General features: G+C 55.1%; 19 protein-coding genes. 9 read left to right on the top strand and 10 right to left on the bottom strand.

Annotation, left to right across the window (positions count from 1 at the left end; all coding sequences use genetic code 11):
• Positions 1 to 37: 37 nt before the first annotated feature.
• Genes RZS32_RS12850 through RZS32_RS12840 form a run of 3 tightly spaced genes read right to left on the bottom strand, consistent with a single transcriptional unit; the run spans position 38 to position 2,000 of the window.
• Positions 38 to 589, bottom strand: coding sequence for an NTP transferase domain-containing protein (locus tag RZS32_RS12850; RefSeq protein WP_317057370.1), 552 nt, complete (start codon positions 587 to 589; stop codon positions 38 to 40).
• Entirely contained in the window at positions 586 to 822 is a 237-nt protein-coding gene (locus RZS32_RS12845; protein WP_317057369.1) for a hypothetical protein, read from the bottom strand. Before RZS32_RS12845 ends, RZS32_RS12850 begins: the two co-directional genes overlap by 4 nt.
• Positions 819 to 2,000: a hypothetical protein gene (locus tag RZS32_RS12840; RefSeq protein WP_339106656.1), complete on the bottom strand. Its 1,182-nt coding sequence runs from the start codon at positions 1,998 to 2,000 to the stop codon at positions 819 to 821. Before RZS32_RS12840 ends, RZS32_RS12845 begins: the two co-directional genes overlap by 4 nt.
• A gap of 162 nt (positions 2,001 to 2,162) precedes the next feature.
• Between RZS32_RS12840 and RZS32_RS12835 the strand changes: the two genes are divergently transcribed.
• From RZS32_RS12835 to RZS32_RS12820, 4 genes are read left to right on the top strand one after another with little or no spacing between them, the layout of a single operon-like run.
• Positions 2,163 to 3,323: an LptF/LptG family permease gene (locus RZS32_RS12835; protein ID WP_317057367.1), complete on the top strand. Its 1,161-nt coding sequence runs from the start codon at positions 2,163 to 2,165 to the stop codon at positions 3,321 to 3,323.
• 10 nt (positions 3,324 to 3,333) lie between these two features.
• Positions 3,334 to 4,383, top strand: coding sequence for an LptF/LptG family permease (locus tag RZS32_RS12830; protein ID WP_317057366.1), 1,050 nt, complete (start codon positions 3,334 to 3,336; stop codon positions 4,381 to 4,383).
• Positions 4,383 to 5,348 carry a diacylglycerol/lipid kinase family protein gene (locus RZS32_RS12825; protein WP_317057365.1) on the top strand — a complete coding sequence of 322 codons (966 nt, stop codon included), beginning with the start codon at positions 4,383 to 4,385 and terminating at the stop codon, positions 5,346 to 5,348. The genes RZS32_RS12830 and RZS32_RS12825 overlap by 1 nt, the downstream gene beginning before the upstream one ends.
• The gene (locus RZS32_RS12820) at positions 5,345 to 6,250 is read left to right on the top strand and encodes a hypothetical protein (RefSeq protein WP_317057364.1); all 906 of its coding nucleotides are present in this window, start codon (positions 5,345 to 5,347) and stop codon (positions 6,248 to 6,250) included. Before RZS32_RS12825 ends, RZS32_RS12820 begins: the two co-directional genes overlap by 4 nt.
• Positions 6,251 to 6,373: 123 nt before the next feature.
• Here RZS32_RS12820 and spt read toward each other — a convergent pair whose 3' ends face one another.
• The 6 genes from spt to RZS32_RS12795 form a co-directional block, all read right to left on the bottom strand.
• Complete coding sequence (gene spt / locus RZS32_RS12815) at positions 6,374 to 7,597, bottom strand: serine palmitoyltransferase (protein WP_317057363.1); 1,224 nt, start codon at positions 7,595 to 7,597, stop codon at positions 6,374 to 6,376.
• The gene (locus RZS32_RS12810; protein ID WP_317057362.1) at positions 7,590 to 7,838 is read right to left on the bottom strand and encodes an acyl carrier protein; all 249 of its coding nucleotides are present in this window, start codon (positions 7,836 to 7,838) and stop codon (positions 7,590 to 7,592) included. Before RZS32_RS12810 ends, spt begins: the two co-directional genes overlap by 8 nt.
• Before the next feature lie 21 nt (positions 7,839 to 7,859).
• Positions 7,860 to 8,363 (bottom strand): hypothetical protein, encoded by a 504-nt coding sequence (locus RZS32_RS12805; protein WP_317057361.1) that lies wholly within the window; start codon positions 8,361 to 8,363, stop codon positions 7,860 to 7,862.
• Positions 8,314 to 8,796: an NAD-dependent epimerase/dehydratase family protein gene (locus tag RZS32_RS19010; protein ID WP_422395915.1), complete on the bottom strand. Its 483-nt coding sequence runs from the start codon at positions 8,794 to 8,796 to the stop codon at positions 8,314 to 8,316. The genes RZS32_RS12805 and RZS32_RS19010 overlap by 50 nt, the downstream gene beginning before the upstream one ends.
• Entirely contained in the window at positions 8,774 to 10,534 is a 1,761-nt protein-coding gene (locus RZS32_RS12800; protein WP_317057359.1) for a fatty acyl-AMP ligase, read from the bottom strand. Before RZS32_RS12800 ends, RZS32_RS19010 begins: the two co-directional genes overlap by 23 nt.
• A 266-nt stretch (positions 10,535 to 10,800) precedes the next feature.
• Positions 10,801 to 11,406, bottom strand: a complete 606-nt coding sequence (locus RZS32_RS12795) for a TetR/AcrR family transcriptional regulator (protein ID WP_317057358.1) — start codon at positions 11,404 to 11,406, stop codon at positions 10,801 to 10,803.
• A gap of 143 nt (positions 11,407 to 11,549) precedes the next feature.
• Here RZS32_RS12795 and RZS32_RS12790 point away from each other — a divergent pair, with 143 nt between their 5' ends.
• Together RZS32_RS12790 and RZS32_RS12785 are read left to right on the top strand one after the other, a co-directional pair.
• The gene (locus tag RZS32_RS12790) at positions 11,550 to 12,014 is read left to right on the top strand and encodes a (2Fe-2S)-binding protein (protein WP_317057357.1); all 465 of its coding nucleotides are present in this window, start codon (positions 11,550 to 11,552) and stop codon (positions 12,012 to 12,014) included.
• A gap of 2 nt (positions 12,015 to 12,016) precedes the next feature.
• Complete coding sequence (locus RZS32_RS12785; RefSeq protein WP_317057356.1) at positions 12,017 to 14,203, top strand: xanthine dehydrogenase family protein molybdopterin-binding subunit; 2,187 nt, start codon at positions 12,017 to 12,019, stop codon at positions 14,201 to 14,203.
• Positions 14,204 to 14,443: 240 nt separating this feature from the next.
• Here the strand turns inward: RZS32_RS12785 and RZS32_RS12780 are convergent, their stop codons facing one another.
• On the bottom strand, positions 14,444 to 15,529 hold the full coding sequence (locus RZS32_RS12780) for a zinc ABC transporter substrate-binding protein (RefSeq protein WP_317057355.1): 1,086 nt from the start codon (positions 15,527 to 15,529) through the stop codon (positions 14,444 to 14,446).
• Between the two features lie 56 nt (positions 15,530 to 15,585).
• Here RZS32_RS12780 and RZS32_RS12775 point away from each other — a divergent pair, with 56 nt between their 5' ends.
• Genes RZS32_RS12775 through RZS32_RS12765 form a run of 3 tightly spaced genes read left to right on the top strand, consistent with a single transcriptional unit; the run spans position 15,586 to position 17,641 of the window.
• Complete coding sequence (locus tag RZS32_RS12775; RefSeq protein ID WP_317057354.1) at positions 15,586 to 16,104, top strand: Fur family transcriptional regulator; 519 nt, start codon at positions 15,586 to 15,588, stop codon at positions 16,102 to 16,104.
• Positions 16,101 to 16,844, top strand: coding sequence for a metal ABC transporter ATP-binding protein (locus RZS32_RS12770; RefSeq protein ID WP_317057353.1), 744 nt, complete (start codon positions 16,101 to 16,103; stop codon positions 16,842 to 16,844). Before RZS32_RS12775 ends, RZS32_RS12770 begins: the two co-directional genes overlap by 4 nt.
• The gene (locus RZS32_RS12765; protein WP_317057352.1) at positions 16,844 to 17,641 is read left to right on the top strand and encodes an iron chelate uptake ABC transporter family permease subunit; all 798 of its coding nucleotides are present in this window, start codon (positions 16,844 to 16,846) and stop codon (positions 17,639 to 17,641) included. Before RZS32_RS12770 ends, RZS32_RS12765 begins: the two co-directional genes overlap by 1 nt.
• Positions 17,642 to 17,776 lie beyond the last annotated feature (135 nt).

Below are 17,776 nucleotides of genomic sequence, written 5' to 3'. Positions count from 1 at the left end.
AGAGCTATAATCAGAAAACTTCAAGAGTTGGTAGCATTTACCGTCGACCCTCGAAAATTCCACGCATCAGCGTCAGGTCGTCCGGCGTGTCGACATCCACCGCGGCGTCAGCGAACGGTAGGATAACAGGTTGGACATATGCGCCCAAACGTTTGGACAGCAGCGAGAAGACCTGCGCCTCGGAGCGCCGCATCAAAAAGAGCCGCAAAAGGAACCAAAGACCAAGACGTCTGGCCATGCGCCAGGGATGCTTGCGCTCGGACTCCACCGTTTGCCAAAGATCGAGGACACGTTTGGCGGTCGGGTTGGCGACATAGAACAGATTGCAGCTGGACAGATCACGCGCCCCAATCGGCAAATACGTGCGACGTGTGTCCGGGAACTTGGTCTCGATCACACCACGCCGCGCGAAGCCAACACAAAGGTCGGCCCCTGAACTCTGCGCCGCAGTTACGAAATGGGTGATGATTTCCGCACTCAGAAGCGGATGATCAGCTGTTGTCACAAGCAACGGCGGACCGACGGGCCCGGCAAGCGCAGCGCACAGGCTGGCGGCCGGACCGGCGCCGCTGGCCTCCAGATGGGTCACATCATGGCCTGAAAGAGCTGGAGCAAGCGTTGTTTGATCGCCCCCAAGACCCACGTATCGCCTTCGATATTCGCCATGTTAAGCGCGTCAAGCACATGGATGATCATGGGCTTGCCGCCAATATCGAGGACCGCTTTGCTGGCCACGCCTTCCTGCGCACAAAGCGGATCGCCCGCATGCCGCGCACCAGCCAGCACCAAGGCCCCTATCGCCGTCGGTTTGCTGTTGGTCATCCAAAGACCTTTTCGTAAATCCGATAGGTTTTGTACGGCTGCAAGCCGTAGGTCCGGCACATGGCAATCAGATCGTCGTTATCTTCAAGAACCCAGCTGGCTTCGATCTCTTCCACACCTTGCGCGTGCTGGGCTGCGATCGCGGCTTCAAAACTGCCCACTGCCGCCAGAAAACCCAGCTTGGTTTTGTGATGCGCGCGCCTGAGGCCTGCCAGCGGAAGACGGGCGCGCCGCGGTCCGCGGATTTTCAATCGATACAGAAGCTGAGCCCAACCAAATGGCAGAAGACGCCCGTTCAGACCGTGCGCAAGTTCATTGAGATCTGGTAGAAAAACCGCAAAAGCTATGGGTTTGCCTTTGTACTCCGCGATTTGAATTGAGTTCTCTGTGACCAAGGGACGAAGTTCTGCGGCCATATGATTGATTTGGTCTTCACTGAACGGCAGAAACTCCCAGTTCTGTGACCACGCATCGTTGAACATATCCAGAATAATCGCCATCTCGCTTTTGAAACGCTTCATGTTCAAAGGCCTTATACGCAGGTCGGGTTCTCTTTCGACAGCCTGCCTAACCCGCGCAATTTTTGGGGGCGTTACATGGTCGGGCGGGAACCGGAAATGATACGCGATTGTGTCTTTGGCTTTGGTCAGACCCGCAGCCTCACAAGCCGACGCATATTCGGGCCGACCATGCGGCATCAAAATCATCGGTGGCGTATCGAACCCATCAACAAGCAGACCGCATTCTTCGTTGATCGAAAAATTGAACGGCCCAAGCATGCGTTGCATTCCACTGGCCTTCAGATGCTGCTCGGCTGTCTTCAGAAGTGCCCCCACGAGATCCGGCTCGGGCTCCAGCGTGTCGAGAAATCCAAAATGCCCCGTTTGATTTTGGTACCGGGCAATGTAGGTCCGATTAACAATCGCGGCGATCCGCCCGATTACGTTCCCGTTTCTACGTGCCAGAAACAACTCATAGTCCATTGTAGACAGGGCCACGTTCTTGGCTGGCGAAATCTGGTCCGCCTGCATCATCCTCAGCGGCGCGCGCCAATTGGGATCTGCACGATAGGCCCGATAGGGAAGATCCAAAAATGCCTGACGATCCTGACGACTGCGCACAGGAGAGATTTCAAAAACCGATGTGTCCGATGCCGACATTTGGCAAAAATCTCTCATGTTCGTTCCATTTCGGCAGATGTTCGCGGACTGCACCCAAAAGGTCAAACACTCCTCCACATCTGCTTGATACGTGGCGTAAAAAAAGAAATGACGTTTGCCGTTACACCACCATCAAGCTATTGTAACCTTTGAATTTGCAGGCAACAGGAGGTCGCAAAGGTGTATCGGCGCTTTGACCGTTACCTTATCACCGAAAGCTCCTGGTTGTTTCTCGGATTTCTTGCACTGGCGTGCTCGATTTTGCTGATTGAACGGCTGGTGAGGCTGACTGAAATCGTGTCGGGATCCGAGAATCCTGCATTTGATGCGGTGCGTCTCATTTCCCGGCTGTTGCCGCATTACATTGAACTGGCTTTGCCCGGAGCACTGTTGCTGACCACAATTCTCACGATCAACAGGCTGAGCCGGAATGGCGAGCTGACTGCAATGATTTTTTCCGGTGTGTCGCTGTATCGGCTGGTACGGCCATTCGTTATGGTGAGCCTTATCCTGGCCACGCTGTCCATCCTGTCTTCGGGGTATCTAAAGCCGCTTTCCCGATACAGCTTTCGCGCAGTGGTCTTTGAAATCGGTCAGAACAACATCACGACGGCATTCCAGGATCGGAAATTTATTCAATACGATAACTGGACTGTTTGGACAGGCGGCACCGATACAGGTGACGACGGCCTTGGCGAAACGTTCATTTTCGAGACGGCCGAAAACGGCAGAGAGCAATTTATGCTAGGTGGATCGGGGGAGCTGCGGCGATCGCAAGACGGAAAATGGGTGATAACGCTCAGGGATGCGATGATTGGTGACTTGCCAGACATCACCGAAAACACGACGGCCACCCACGCGACAGTCAAACAAATCGACTGGGAGATGTCCGTTGGATCAGGCCCCTTCAGAATTAGGGGCCTGGATGAACGAGAACTGACACTTACCGAGCTTTTTTCAAAGTCTTATGAAGAAAGCACACATGACGTTGACCCCATAATTGCCACAGCAGATCTACATGACCGGGTGGTCCGGGCGGCCATGTTGGTCTCCCTGACTTTTGTGGGTTTCGTCCTCGGCCTCAACTTGCAGCGACGACAGCGCACCGGCGGGCTTGTGATCGGTATTTTGGTGTTGCTGTCGATCCAGAAACTGTTGGAGTTTGGCCTCTTAAAAGCGCAACAGGGTGTGATACCTGCATGGGCAGGCGCATGGCCCCTGTTTTTCGCGGTGACCTTGATCGCGCTCGTGTTGTTTCATCGTGCGAATGGAAACCGTTTGCGGCTGCAACGACGGCACGCCTTGGAGGGTGCAAACTTGGTGAAAGCCGAAGGTGCTTGAGCCCTGACACATGCACGGTTTGTCTCGATATCTGTCCCGCTTGTTTCTCGCGCGAAACCTAACAGTCAGCCTTGGCATGGTTGCGATCCTCGGCGTGCTCGATGCGCTTAGCAAAGGCGACATTCTACCGCCTGATGCAGGGCTACAGGACCACATGAAGTTCATGCTGCTTCGCGCACCCTTAATCTTTGAGCAGGTCTTCATTTTCGCCTTTCTGCTCTCACTTCTGATCACCTATGTGGCATTGATCCGGCGCAATGAACTGGTGGCCGTTGTCTATGCCGGTCTGTCCGCCATGGGTCAGATCCGGGCACTTGCACCTGCGGTTCTGATGGCAAGTCTGGCCTATGTCGCCTTGATCGATCAGGCCGCTCCACGCGCACAAAAGGCGCTCACGGCGTGGCTTGGCCCCGAGGCAGTGGTCAAAACACCGACACTATCGGATGATCTGTGGATAACAGACGAAAAGCTGCTGGTCCGAATTAAGTCGGTCGAGGGTGGAATGCTTAAGGGAATCACGCTGTTTCACATGGCCGAAGAGGGTAAGATGGCCGCAGTGAGTTTTGCGACTTCGGCCAAAGCCGATGTAGCCGGTTGGCGTCTCAGCGGCGTGCGACAGGTCCGCTACGATAATCAGGAATTTGCTTTGCCCCGGTATTGGCGCAGCACATTGGACCCCGATACCTTACGTCTTCTGGCACTTGAACCACGCTATCTATCTGTAAGGAGTTTATGGAAGCTTTCCATGCTTGAGGTTTCCGGCAATCGCGCCACATCCGCTTATCAGGTGTGGATTTACAGTCGCCTGGCACTGCCTATTGCCGCGCTGACATTCATGGTTGTCACCGTCATTGTAATGCAGCGGTTTGGGCGCAACGCAAAGCCCGAGCTTATTCTGGTTGTGGCCATGGCAGGTGGCTTTGTATACGTCATTTTTAATAGTATTTCCAAAACTTTGCCCGACACGATGAACGTTGCAGCGCCGACAGCGGCATTGGCACCTTTGGCCTGTCTTTTACTCGTCTGCGTTGTGTTGGCCTTGCGGAATGGTCGAAGTTGATGGATGCCAAATCCATAGCGTTTGTGACCAATCCCAAGAGTCACCGTGTTGCCCGAAAAGGATCCTGGGTATCGCAGGCGGCGGCAGCCGCACCAGACTTGAACATACTTGAGTTTTCTGGTGACACCGCTCTGATGCCTCAGCTTCGTAAGGTGATGGAAGATGGCGTTTCCACGATTTTCATTGAAGGAGGAGACGGCACTGTTCTGGCCGTTTTGTCAGCCTGTCACGCACTTGCCGATCAGTTTGAAACCCCACCACAATTCGCAATTCTACCTGGCGGAAGCACAAATCTCGCGCATAAACTTTTTGGATTTCGCGCCTTTGGCCCACGCCACTTTCAAAAACGGTTTGCAGGGCTTTTGGCGGGCAAACGTGAGCAAGTGACGCAACAACGCGCTCTAAAGATAGACAGCCCAGGTTTGTCGACACCGCAGCTTGGGTTCGTTTTGTCGACCGGTACGCTTGCGCGCGCAATGCGTTACGTTCAGGAAGAGCTTCACGGCCCCGGCCATCGCGGCTCTTTTTCAGTCGGGCAAGCAATTTTAAGGTTTTTGAGCGCCCCACACGCCTATCTGGATCAAAACGGTCAACCTGTCGTTGCGGGCTCTCAGATTGCTTTGCAGGGCGACAACCTAGCCTATGACGGACCGCACGGCCTTAGCATCATGACCTCGTTGCCACGGTTAAGCCTTGGGCTCTACCCGTTCTGGGGCGAAGGCTCTGGTTCGATCTCGCTCACATACGCCACGTGGCCCATGCCCCATTTTCGGCGCGGCCTGTTTCAGGCACTGGTCTGGAAGCAGCCGGATCGGCTCGAAAAGCTGGGCTTTTTTAGTCATCGGGAAGACGCTGTAAAACTGACCCCGCATGCACCCATTATGATCGACGGGGAAAGCTTTGATTTCAGCGCGCAAGACCCGGTACATGTGACGCTATCAGATCAGATCAGGTTCTTGCGATGACGGATGACGTGACTTTGAAAAAACTGCGCGCTGTCTTTGCCGCAGAACAACGACCGCTTTCACAACCGGCAACAAAAATGGCGCAAGCAATTGAGGCACGTCACGGTGATGCCGTGATCGCGCTCGTTTTCTATGGCTCTGCCCTGCGTGAAAGCGATGACCCGGACAAAATGCTCGATTTCTACGTTGTCGTGAAAGACTATCGTTCAGTCTATCCGAACCCATTCTTGCGGTTCGCGACCGCCTTATTGCCACCCGGTGTGCACTTTTTGCAGGTAAATACCGATGACGGACACAGGCTGCGCGCCAAATATGCAATCGTGTCTGAAGCCGGCTTTCATCGACGGGTAAGCGGCGGGCTTGAAACGATGCTTTGGGCGCGTTTCGTGCAACCCTCGCTCATTCATGCACGCAGCGCCGAAATACGCGACAAAATCATCGCCAGCTTCGCGATGGGCTGCGCACATTTCTATCGTCAAACAGCGCCACTTATCACAGACAAATCACAGAGTGTTTGGACGCGTGGCCTGGCGGAAAGCTACCGTACAGAACTTCGACCAGAACGGCCCTTCGCACGTGCCGCAGAAATCGTGGCGCGCAATAAGGAGCGCTACGCAGCTTTGACTGAAATTCTATCCGAAGAGCTGCGTTCGCCCTCGCCGATGTCACACAGGCTATGCACTGCAAAATGGTGGCTGCGCCGCATGACGGGCAAGCCGCGAGGCGCGCTGCGTGTTCTCAAAGCTGCACTGACCTTTGATGCAGGATTGGATTACCTGCTCGAAAAGGTCGGCAGTCACTCCGGTGTCGAGATCGAGCTGAGCGATGCCGCACACAGGCATCCGATCTTGTACTCACCAGTCATTGCGTGGCGGCTTTACCGCGCCGGTGCGTTTCGCTGAGGCAGCGGGCTAAAGCGTTTCGCGATAAACCCGGCTCACAGATGATCGCGAAATGCCGCGCGACACCCAATCTTTGCACGCGTTTCGCTTTCGCTGATGTATCAGGTTGAAAGTGAGGCGCTTTTAAGAAGCGGTGCGCAGCGTTTTGCCTGTTGGAACCACGCGGAAAGCATCAAGGATCTTCTTGATCTCGTCTTCACTATGCGCAGCGGAGACACTCAAGCGCAAAAGCGATTTCGATTGTGGCGTAGCGGGCGGCAACGCAAGATTCAAATACACACCCTGGTTCAGCAGGTCGTTCCAGGCTCGCACTGCCGTCAGCTCGTCGGATATCTCAACAGCAACGATAGGCCCGGGAGGAGAAAGAGGAGTCAGCCCAAGAGACAACAGCCCATCATAAAGCTGGCGTACCCGAGCCCAAAGGTTGGCACGGTTCGCACCACTTTTTGCGATAATATCCAGCGCCTGGCGCGCGACGGCCACGTTTGCGGGAGACCCGGAAGCTGTGAACAGATAGGGACGGCTTGTGAAACGGATCATCTCCAATTCCGGATGCCGAGATACGCAGAAGCCGCCAATTGACGCAAAGCTCTTGGAAAACGTGCCGGTTATGAAATCGACCTTGTCCAAAACACCCTGCGCCGCGCTGACACCATGGCCCTTGTAGCCATAGCAGCCAACCGAATGCGCCTCATCAACAAGGATCATCGCATTGCCCTTGTGGGCGACCTCAGTCAGTTCCGCGACCGGCGCCACGTCGCCGAACATAGAATAAAGCCCCTCTATCACGACAAGACGCGCTCCGGTTTCAGGCAGTCGGGCCAAACGCCGTTCAAGGTTTTCTGGCGAATTATGCCGGAACACATGCGTCTCCGCATCGCTGAGCCGGCAGCCGTCGTAGATGCAAGCATGGCTGTCTGTGTCGATGATCAGGTGATCACCCTTCCCCGCCAACGCTCCGATTGCGGCAAGATTGCTTTGATACCCTGTGGTGAAAACAATTGCAGAGGACGCATCGAAATAGTCTTTCAGCTCTTCCTCAAGGCGCACGTGTTCGGAATAAGTTCCGTTGGCCAATCGGCTACCCGTTGTCGCAGTGCCATGCTGATCCAGGGCGGTTTTCGCTGCAGCTACGCAGGTCTCATCGTAGCTCAGTCCAAGATAGTTGTTGGTTCCAGCCAGAACAACTTCGCGCCCATCCACCATCGCTCTCGTCGGCGAAAGCAACTCTTCAAAGACGACGCCGAATGGTCGTACATCTCCGAAGGCGTCGATCCGCTCTACGCGTTTACGCACATCGCTAAACTTCGAGAAAAGACTGTTTGGGGTCACTGCTAACTCAGGCATTGGTTTTTTCCGAAATCGCTTCCACGAGGGACTTTATTGTGTCGAGAGATGAACCTTCCTCCACCGAGAGGCCGATATCGAAGTGTTCTTCAATGTCCATCAAAAGCTCAAACATTTCCACCGAGTCTAGCGCGAGATCAGACGCAATATGCGTATCCATCGAATATGCAACGTTTTCTTGGCTATGCCGTTGCATGATTGCAACGACTTGATCGTAAATCTCTGATGTGTCTTTTACCATTCTCATGATCCTAATGTGCCGTCAGGCATCCTTTGCGTTGAGGTTGCCAAAAGGGGCGAGACATCGCCGCATCGTCTCATCAAGCGGCACCGGGTTCTCAACGGGATGTTCCGCTATCCAATCACCCGCGTTAACTTCGCCAAGTTTGTCTGCTGAAATAACCTGTGCTTTTCCACTCAGCCGCGCAAAAAAATCAACAGCATGCGCAGCAATTTTCATCAACCAAGGCGGAATATATAGTGTGCGAATTGGACGGTTCAACGTGCGTTGCGCGCTTTGTGCGATGGATGGCCAATCAAGGCGCGCATGACCATAGGGCGCGATCCTTTCACTCACCGGTGTCGTGACTTTTGCGAGTGCGACGAGCAATTTACTGAGGTCTGCGACGTCAATTATTGAGAAGCAGAAGTTGCGGGCAGAACCTGGTGCCACCAAGATGCCCTTGGCGAGATTACTAAAAAGCGGATAGGTCGCGCTATCGCCCGGGCCAAGAACTGCAGGGGCCCGTATTACGGAAATCGCCATATCCCCCCTGCTCAGCAAGCGCTTTCTCTGCGTCCGCTTTTGAGACTGCATAGGGTGAAACGTCTGGTCTTGTGGCCGCCAGTGAGGACAGGAAGATAAAGTGACGTACGTTCTTGGCTCGACAAAGTTGCGCAAGCTCAACGGTCGCCTGAGTATTGATCCTGTCGAAATCCTCTCGGCGCAGAGCTTTTGTGGCCCCGGCAAGATGAACAAGGCAGTCCGCGCCGTCCAGCAGATCTTCAAGGGCTTCGGCATCAAACAAATCCCCATGCACCCAACGAACACCGTTTGTCACAGATTGCGGACGTCGTGTGAGCGCGGAAACCGGAATGTTGGAGGCCCTGCAATCCGCCAAAAACCTCTGGCCGATAAAGCCGGTCGCCCCTGTAATCGCCAGACATTTTGAGTCTTCAACCGGCACTAGCGGATACATGTTTGGGGGATGGCAAATCGGCGTCCTCATTATCCGCGTAGGGATCGGTCAATTCACCTTCGAGATAGCGTACCTTTGCGGCCGACCGGCTCAGCTTGCCTGAACTTGTCACAGGCAGGGAATGCATCATGACAAAAACAAATTTGAACGGCACCCCGACAACATCACGCACAGCACTGACAATGTCGCGCCTGATCTTTTCCCGCACCTCGTTGTCTTTCACCCGGCACTCGGCAAGCAGCATGACCTGCGATGTGCCGTCTTCTTTTCGGAAATCAAAGGCCGCTGCACGCGAGATTTGCGTCCCAGCAGCCTTCTGTGCGACCCACTCAAGGTCTTGTGGCCAGATGTTCTTGCCGTTCCAAAGCATGAGGTCCTTTGAACGTCCGGTAATAACAATCTCATCATTCAGCCAATACCCAAGGTCTCCGGTCGCAAACCACCCGTCTGCGTCACATAGAGGCTCCACGCCTTTACCCGCGCGGAAATAGCCTTGTGCGAGGCACGGGCCTTTCAGCATGACCTCGCCAATTTCGCGAGATGCAACGGCATCACCATCCGCATTCCTGATGGCCATATCGAAGGAAGAAAGTGGGACACCGCAGGCTGTGAAGATACGCTGCTTTTGCGCGCCATCTGAAGGGGCTTCAGCTCTGGACTTTGTCTGCAGATCCTGCAGTCCGACGGTATCGTAATACGGCCCGCGGTTGAGAGGCACAAATGATATTGCCAATGTAGCCTCGGCCATACCGTAGCTGGCTACAAATGCGTTATGTGTAAAACCCAACGGTCCAAACACGTCCGCAAACCGAGCAAGAACGTCATGCTCAATCATATCGCCACCGATGCCCGCCACACGCAGGCAGCTCAAATCAAGCTCCTCACCTCGATATCTGCGCGCAGAAAGGCCGTAGCCAAAGCTTGGGCTGTATGTGATCGTGCCACGGTTTTCGCTGATAACGCGCAACCAGAGGCCCGGACGGCGCGCAAAAGTCGACGGCGACATGCAATCAAGAGAGCACTGATTGCACATCGGAACGAGGAAAAACCCGACCAGTCCCATATCATGGTAAAAAGGAAGCCAGCTCGCCATGCGGTCTTTGCCCGTGATCTTCAGACCTTCATCACTGATCGCATGCACGTTGGCCATCACACTTTGCTGGGTTGCGAAAATCCCTTTTGGTTCGCTGGTGCTGCCCGACGAGAATTGCAAATAAGATGGCTCATCCGCCTCAAAAGCAATCGGTTCGGCTGTTGCCTCTCCAAGATCATCGCCACTGAGATCGAAGACGGGAATGCTTTGCTCTGCGACGATGTCTTCAATCAAAGCTCTGTAGTCCGCAGATGTCATCACCGTAGCCAGCGCTGCTGTTTCGGTGATTTTCGCAATCTGCCACTTATACGTCTCGCGCCGACCAAATGCAGCAGGCAGGCTCATCGGCGCAGCAATCATACCCGCATATTGGCAAGCCATAAACGACACCACAAAATCCGGTGACGTCTCTGCGATAAGGCCTATATGTGCACCACGTTGAAACCGAGCGGCGAGTTTACCCGCCAGTGCACGCGCCCTGTCACGAAGCTCTGTATATGTAAGCGAGGCGTAGACCGCCGTCTCAGAGTTGTAAAAGTTGACACCAGTCTGACCCTGCGCAGCATAGTCCAGTGCTTGCCAGAGCGTTCGAAAAGTACCGGGTACGTGGTCGAGCCCGCTCACACTCGAGGTGGGGGTAGTCATGTATCGCAACTCCGAGTTTGACGCTGTATCGACCGTTTGCTTCAAATCGACGTCATTTAAAAAGCCATTTCAGGCGCTATTCTGGATCAAGACCCGAAGTGCGGCCAAGATTCAACACAAGCTTAGGCTGACGCACGAAAATTCGTGTCACTATTGTGTTACATTCGGGCGATTGGCGCCTTCGACTGAGTACAGGTTTGAGGAATGGAATCACAGTGACCCGAACATGAATCAAACAAAGAAAGAGAGTTCTCTACTGCGTCGCGTTATGCCTTGCCATACCGGCTCATCATCATGTCGACGGCGCTTTCGACGATTTGGGTCATTTCCGCTTCACTGACGACAGAGCCCGTGAACAGCATCGGCCAGAATGCTTTGGCTTTGATCAGGCCGATAAACTCCTGACCTGCCGCGTCTGGGTCACCGACACTGAGCTGGCCGTCTAAATCCGCGTCTTTCAGCATGCGTATGAACGTCGCCGTCTTGTCGAGCTTGCCTTGCGCTTCTTCCGCCAGTTTCGGGTTGCGCAATGTTTCGCTTATGATCATGCGCGCCATCGCCATGACGTCTGACCGCAAGAGAATTCGGCCTTCTGCCCAGGCCAAATCCAAAAGCTGGTCACGGATATCTCGTTCAGACACATATCGGATCTCTTGCATACCTGCGAAGCGGTCCGAGAGTTCCAACACAATGGAGCGGAACAAATTTTCTTTGCTTTCGAAGTGCTTATAAAGCGTTCTTTTGGAAACCGAGGCGCGGGTTGAAATGCGATCCATACTGGCATCGGCAAAGCCGTTTTCCTGAAACTCAGCAACAGCAGCGTCAATGATCTGCACGCGTTTGCATTCGCTTGGAGTATTGTGGTCGGCCATAAGTTGAGCCTTAAACCACGCGCATCTTCACCCGTCAATTCCATGTGTAAACTTGTGAGTTTACATTCGTACATCTTGCCCCTACTGTAAACGGGCTAGTTTACACCAATCAAGTTTCCCTAACCAACCCGGAGGAATGCCAGATGGCGTTTACCCTGAACCTGAATGGTGAGACGAAAACCGTCGACGCCGAAGCGGGCACACCCCTTTTGTGGGTGATCCGAGATGAATTGAAATTAACCGGAACGAAATTCGGATGTGGCGTGGCGTCCTGCGGGGCATGCACGGTGCATCTTGACGGCGCGCCGGCGCGATCCTGCCAAACCTATGTGGAGGACGTTGAGGGTGTTGAAATCACGACGATTGAAGCGATGGAAAGCAACGCAATCGGAGCAGCGGTTCAACAGGCCTGGGTCGAGTTGGACGTGGTTCAATGCGGCTACTGTCAATCGGGTCAGATCATGTCGGCTGTCGGATTGCTGGCCGACAACCCAAAACCCAGCAGCGCAGAGATAGATGACTACATGTCCGGCAATGCCTGCCGCTGTGCCACGTATCAACGCATTCGCGCAGGCATTCACCGCGCCACCGAAATCCTGGAGGGCTGATCATGACATTGAATTCCTCACGTCGCAGTTTTCTCAAAGGGGCTGCCGCAGCGGGCGCCGTGCTTGTGGTCGGCCTGCGCAATGACGGGGCGCTTGCCGCCGCATCAGGTGAAACCGCGTCCTTCAATCCATTCGTCAAAATCGATGGCGAAGGCAACGTCACGGCCATCGTCAAACATTTTGAAAAGGGCCAGGGACCTGCGACCGGCCTGCCCACGCTCATCGCCGAAGAGATCGGTCTGCGGATGGATCAGATCGACTACGAATTCGCACCATCCGACCCGGGCGTCTACAACAACCTGGCCTTTGGCCAGTTCCAGGGCACCGGCGGGTCCACCGCCATGGCCAATTCCTGGATGCAATACCGTCAGGCCGGGGCTGCCGTGCGCGAAATGCTGATCTCGGCGGCGGCGAGTGAATGGAGAGTGGATCCCGCAGACATCAAGATTGAGGAAGGTATCGTCAAGACAGACGCCAACGCAGCGCCCATTGCGGCCTTTGTTTCCTCTGCGGCGTTGCTTGATGCACCCGCCGAGCCACGTCTGAAGGACCCATCAGAGTTTCAGCTGATTGGAAACGAAACGGTGCGCCGCAAAGATTCAGCCATCAAAGGCAACGGTCAAGCGATGTATGCCATGGACCTGCACTTGCCCAACCAGATGGTCGCGGTGATCAAACGTCCTGAATCGCGCGGCGGTTTGGCCGTAAGTTTCGATGACACGGCCTCAAAAGGCGTGAAAGGCTTTGTCAACGCCACCATCCTGCCGAACAAAGCCGGTGTCGCAGTTTATGCCGAAAACACATGGGCCGCAATTCAGGCCCGAGAGATGCTTGACGTTAAGTGGGATATGTCCGCGGCAGAGACACGAAGCTCTGACGACATCAAGGCGGAAATTATGGCCGCTTTGGACGCAGAGCCCACCTACAACGTCAACAAAGCAGACAGAGCTGCAGTCAGCGCGGCCATTGATGGCGCGTCAACGGTTCTTGAAAAGACGTTCTACTTCCCGCTTCTGGCCCACGCCCCGATGGAGCCACTGAATTGCACGATTGAACAGACCGCTGAGGGCAATATCGTTCTTCATGACGGATGTCAGATACCCACCGGGCCACACATGGCCTATCAGGAAATCTTCAACCTTCCGGCAGACAAGATTCAGATCAACACGATGCTCGCGGGTGGGTCTTTTGGACGGCGCGCAACACCGGATGCGGACTATCAGGTTGAAGCGGCACTTGCTTTCGTGGTCACCGACAGATCGCGGCCTGTAAAACTGATCTGGACACGCGAAGATGACATTCGCAGCGGGTACTACCGCCCTGCATTTGGCCACAAGGTGCGCGTGGGCCTTAATGATGTAGGCAAGATCGTTGGCTGGCAGCACCAGATCGCAGGCCAGTCCATTATCAAGGGCACCGCCTTTGAATCCATGATGGTGCATGACGGCGTGGACCACAGTTCCGTCGAAGGTGTTGCCGATAGCCCCTATGACATACCAGGTATGGCCGTGGGTTTGACGGACACACCCAAAGCCACGTCCGTGTTGTGGTGGCGGTCCGTCGGGCACACTCACACCGCCTACGTGATGGAAGTCATGATGGATCTAGCGGCTAAAGCTGCGGGCACAGATCCGGTCGCGTTTCGTCTGGCGCATCTTGCCGATGACACCAACGCGGATCAGAGCCGCAAGGCGGACGTTCTCAAACTTGTCGCTGAAAAGGCCGGATGGGGTAACGCGCCCGAAGGCCGGGTGCAGGGCATCGCTGTGCATAAATCCTTTGGGTCCTATGCAGCGCAGGTTGTCGAGGTTTCCGGCGATCTGTCATCCGGCATTAAGATTGAGAAGGTCACCTGCGCGGTGGATTGCGGCATTGCCGTGAACCCCGACATTGTGAAGGCGCAGATGGAAGGCGGGATTGGGTATGGCCTTGGTCATGCCATGCGGGATCAGATCACGCTAACCGGAGGTGCCGTAGATCAGTTCAATTTCCCGGACTACGAGCCACTTCGTATAGGCGACATTGGCCGGATTGACGTGCACATCGTACCATCTGCCGAAGCCCCCACCGGAGTAGGGGAACCCGGGACACCCCCTGCTGCACCCGCTTTGGCGAATGCCTTGGCAAAGGTGTCTGGTGAGTTGGTGACAACCCTGCCGATGGCCGAGTACGGCGTCGCATTCGCATGACCCAAATTTCCCCGCGCTGATACTGGTTATCAGTGCGGGGATTTTTTCAAATGACCGGATTTTTCGAAATAGGATCTTGGCCGACACGCCAGCCTAAATCATCCGGCCTTTAACAAATGACATCAAATAAAGGCAGGGCGCGCCCAAAATCAGCAGGAGTCGCGGTTCAAGTATCGCTCACCGCCTCAGAGCCACACTACACTATCAAAAGACTCAGGCCAGATGCGCCAAGGTCTGATCCTACAGACAGGCTGCCAGAGTCTTGGCCATTTTGCGGATCAGTTGAGGGTACAAATTCGACCCCGGTTCAAGAGTGGCTCCGAGCGGGTCAATCACACCGGTATTTGCCTCTGTTCCATCCAAAACGGTTTCAACAAGACCCGCATTGAACTGCGGTTCGGCCAGAACGCAATCAATGCCCTCCGCGCGAATACGGCCCTGGATTTCGGCAACCCTTGCCGGGCTGGGGTCTGTGGCATCACTGAGTGAAATCGCTCCAGATGCAGAGAACGCAAACGTCGTCTCGAAATATTGGTATGCGTCATGGAACACGATAAAACTACCGCCCCGCACCGGATCAAGCAGACCGCTGACCTCGGTTTTGAGCGCAGCCATCTCTTCGCGTGCTGTGGCCGCGTTGGCAAAATATACCCCTGCGTTATCCGGGTCTGTCGCTGAAAGCTGTGCCGCGATCAGGTTGAGCCAGGAGTCGGCGTTGTCCAGTGACAGCCATGCATGCGGGTCATGCGCGCCATGGGCATGCCCATGATCATCCTGTGCGTGATCATCATGTGCATGGTCGTCATGGTCATGTTCCTTGGTCGCATCATGAGCATGCTCGTCATGGTCATGGTCATGATCTTTCTCACTGGCGTGCTCTTCATGATCGTGCTCATCTTTGTGCGCGTGATCATCGTGGCTGTGCTCATCTTCATCATGCGCATCGTGGCCGTGATCATGCGCTTCAAAGAGCGCGCCCTCGCGGAACTCAAGCAAGGTCGTGCCCTCTGATTCAAGCAGGGTCGTTATCTGCGCACCTTTGGCCAATGTGGCCACCGCACCTGCCATCCAGGGTGTCAGGTCTTCGCCCATCCAGAACACCAGATCCGCATCCTGCAGCGCCTGGGCTTCTGAGGGACGCAGGCTGTATTCATGCGGCGATGCTCCCGGCGGCACGATCAATGCAGGCGCCCCAACGCCTTCCATGACACGAGCAACAAGAGAATGAACCGGCGCGATATCAACAGCAACTCTGGGGGCTTCCGCCATAGCGACACTCCCGATAAGGGACGCGGTGGCAGATACGGCAAGAAGTTTTCTGGACATCAGAGATCTCATGTGATTTTATAACATTACATGAGACATAGCTGAGACTGCTTTACATGACAAGCGACACATTTCCCGAACAGGACAAAAACGCATTCGTCACCGGGTTCGGACATCATGACCACGGGGTGTGTGTTGCGTCTTCGCTGGCGGCCGCTGAGGATCAATGCACACGCAATGGATTGCGGCTCACGCCAGTGCGCCGCAAAGTTCTCGAGCTGCTTTTGGAAAAGCACCGCGCCCTTGGGGCATACGCCATTCTCGATCTATTACGAGACGCCGGTTTTGGATCTCAACCGCCGGTGGCCTATCGCGCCCTCGATTTCTTAACAGAACATGGCTTTGTGCACAAAATTGAACGTCTGAATGCCTTTGTCGCCTGCACACATCCAGGTGAAGACCATTCGCCCGCCTTTATGATCTGCCGAAAATGCGAAACCGTTGCCGAAGCGCACTCTACCCCAGCCAAAACAGCGCTTGGGGCGGCTGCGCGGGACGCCGGTTTCCAGATTGAACGCACAGTGGTAGAAGCAGAAGGCATTTGCCCCAGTTGCGCGGATCACGCCACAATATGAGTCTTATTTCCGCAACAAATATCAGCGTCAGATACGGCGCGAACACGGTGCTGCGCAATGTTAGCCTGTCCGTTGAGCCGGGTGAGATTGTAACCATTGTTGGCCCGAACGGATCTGGTAAGACCAGTCTTCTCAAGGCGGTTATCGGTGCCGCCCAGCTTGCTGCGGGTCAGGTCACGCAGAAGCCCGGACTAAAGATTGGCTATGTGCCGCAGCGCCTGCATATTGACCCGACGCTGCCCATCACCGTCGAACGTTTCATGCGTCTGACGCAGCGCGTCGACACAAAAGACTGCGCCAATGCCCTTGAAGCTGCTGGCGTCCCTGACCTTTTAAAACGTCAGATGTCCGCATTGTCCGGCGGTCAGTTCCAACGGGTTTTATTGGCCAGAGCCTTGATCAATCGGCCCGATGTCTTGCTGCTCGACGAGGCCACGCAAGGTCTGGATCAGCGCGGGTCGGCTGCATTTTATCAGCAGATCGAGACTGTGCGCCAGGACACAGGTTGCGCTGTGCTGATGATCAGCCATGAACTGCATGTGGTGATGAGCGCATCTGACAGGGTGATCTGCCTCAATGGGCATGTCTGCTGCGAGGGCACACCTGCCGTTGTGGCCTCTGCGCCGGAATACCGCGCACTTTTTGGCTCAGGAACCGGAGGAGCTTTGGCGCTTTATCGGCATGACCACGATCATGATCATGATCACGATCACGCCTGCGGGCACGAGGCGGCAGAGTAATGTTCGACGATTTCATGACCCGCGCCACGCTCGCCGGCGTTGGTGTTGCCTGTGCCGCTGCCCCCTTGGGATGTTTTGTGGTTTGGCGGCGCATGGCCTATTTCGGGGATGCAACAGCACATGCCGCCATGCTTGGCGTGGCTTTGTCCCTTGCATTGCAAATGTCCATTTTCACCGGCGCCGTGGCCATCGCCTTGCTCATGGCAATAACCGTAACCCTTCTGTCGGGGCGCGGGTACGCGATGGATACGCTTTTGGGTGTGCTGGCGCATTCCGCACTTGCGTTTGGGCTTGTGGCAGTATCATTTCTCTCCGGCGTGCGCATTGACCTGATGGCCTATCTCTTCGGTGATATTTTATCGGTCTCCCGCACCGACCTTTTGGTCATTTGGGGCGGAGCTGCCATTGTGGTTGCACTCATTGCCTGGCGATGGTCCGCTCTTCTGACGTCAACCTTAAACGAAGAGCTGGCCTATGCCAGCGGCATCAACCCCAAGCGCGAACAACTGATCCTGACCCTTGCTTTGGCGGTCACCGTGGCCGTCGCAATCAAGGTGGTGGGTGTTCTGCTCATCGCAGCCATGCTGATCATCCCAGCCGCAGCTGCACGAGGCTTTGCACGCACTCCCGAAGTCATGGCCGCAACGGCCGCTCTGATTGGAGCGATATCGGCCATAGCGGGCCTGCGCGCCGCGTATCTATTCGACACCCCGGCAGGGCCGTCCATCGTATGCGTCGCGGCTGTGATCTTTGCCGTGGTCAGTGTTGTGGGTCGCAAGGAGCGCATGGGTCCTTAGGAGACAGCATGAGCCACACTCGTTTATCCGACGGAACCGGGCACGTATCGGCTTTTGCTGGTTAACTCCAAACTGCAACAAGACGGTCGTGACGCAGCATGCTGTTGCAGGAAACATCTAAAAGTGAAAGTCTGC

The sequence above is a fragment of the Roseovarius sp. W115 genome, assembly GCF_032842945.2.
GTDB lineage: Bacteria > Pseudomonadota > Alphaproteobacteria > Rhodobacterales > Rhodobacteraceae > Roseovarius > Roseovarius rhodophyticola.
This window is presented reverse-complemented; position numbering and strand designations above follow the sequence as displayed.

What these genes read in the sequence shown, in the direction of transcription:
- RZS32_RS12845 (WP_317057369.1), bottom strand. Translation starts at nt 822, where the DNA reads ATGACCAACAGCAAACCGACGGCGATAGGGGCCTTGGTGCTGGCTGGT.
- RZS32_RS12840 (WP_339106656.1), bottom strand. Translation starts at nt 2,000, where the DNA reads ATGAGAGATTTTTGCCAAATGTCGGCATCGGACACATCGGTTTTTGAA.
- RZS32_RS12830 (WP_317057366.1), top strand. Translation starts at nt 3,334, where the DNA reads ATGCACGGTTTGTCTCGATATCTGTCCCGCTTGTTTCTCGCGCGAAAC.
- RZS32_RS12825 (WP_317057365.1), top strand. Translation starts at nt 4,383, where the DNA reads ATGGATGCCAAATCCATAGCGTTTGTGACCAATCCCAAGAGTCACCGT.
- RZS32_RS12820 (WP_317057364.1), top strand. Translation starts at nt 5,345, where the DNA reads ATGACGGATGACGTGACTTTGAAAAAACTGCGCGCTGTCTTTGCCGCA.
- spt (WP_317057363.1), bottom strand. Translation starts at nt 7,597, where the DNA reads ATGCCTGAGTTAGCAGTGACCCCAAACAGTCTTTTCTCGAAGTTTAGC.
- RZS32_RS12810 (WP_317057362.1), bottom strand. Translation starts at nt 7,838, where the DNA reads ATGGTAAAAGACACATCAGAGATTTACGATCAAGTCGTTGCAATCATG.
- RZS32_RS12805 (WP_317057361.1), bottom strand. Translation starts at nt 8,363, where the DNA reads ATGGCGATTTCCGTAATACGGGCCCCTGCAGTTCTTGGCCCGGGCGAT.
- RZS32_RS19010 (WP_422395915.1), bottom strand. Translation starts at nt 8,796, where the DNA reads ATGTATCCGCTAGTGCCGGTTGAAGACTCAAAATGTCTGGCGATTACA.
- RZS32_RS12800 (WP_317057359.1), bottom strand. Translation starts at nt 10,534, where the DNA reads ATGACTACCCCCACCTCGAGTGTGAGCGGGCTCGACCACGTACCCGGT.
- RZS32_RS12795 (WP_317057358.1), bottom strand. Translation starts at nt 11,406, where the DNA reads ATGGCCGACCACAATACTCCAAGCGAATGCAAACGCGTGCAGATCATT.
- RZS32_RS12790 (WP_317057357.1), top strand. Translation starts at nt 11,550, where the DNA reads ATGGCGTTTACCCTGAACCTGAATGGTGAGACGAAAACCGTCGACGCC.
- RZS32_RS12785 (WP_317057356.1), top strand. Translation starts at nt 12,017, where the DNA reads ATGACATTGAATTCCTCACGTCGCAGTTTTCTCAAAGGGGCTGCCGCA.
- RZS32_RS12780 (WP_317057355.1), bottom strand. Translation starts at nt 15,529, where the DNA reads ATGTCCAGAAAACTTCTTGCCGTATCTGCCACCGCGTCCCTTATCGGG.
- RZS32_RS12775 (WP_317057354.1), top strand. Translation starts at nt 15,586, where the DNA reads ATGACAAGCGACACATTTCCCGAACAGGACAAAAACGCATTCGTCACC.
- RZS32_RS12770 (WP_317057353.1), top strand. Translation starts at nt 16,101, where the DNA reads ATGAGTCTTATTTCCGCAACAAATATCAGCGTCAGATACGGCGCGAAC.
- RZS32_RS12765 (WP_317057352.1), top strand. Translation starts at nt 16,844, where the DNA reads ATGTTCGACGATTTCATGACCCGCGCCACGCTCGCCGGCGTTGGTGTT.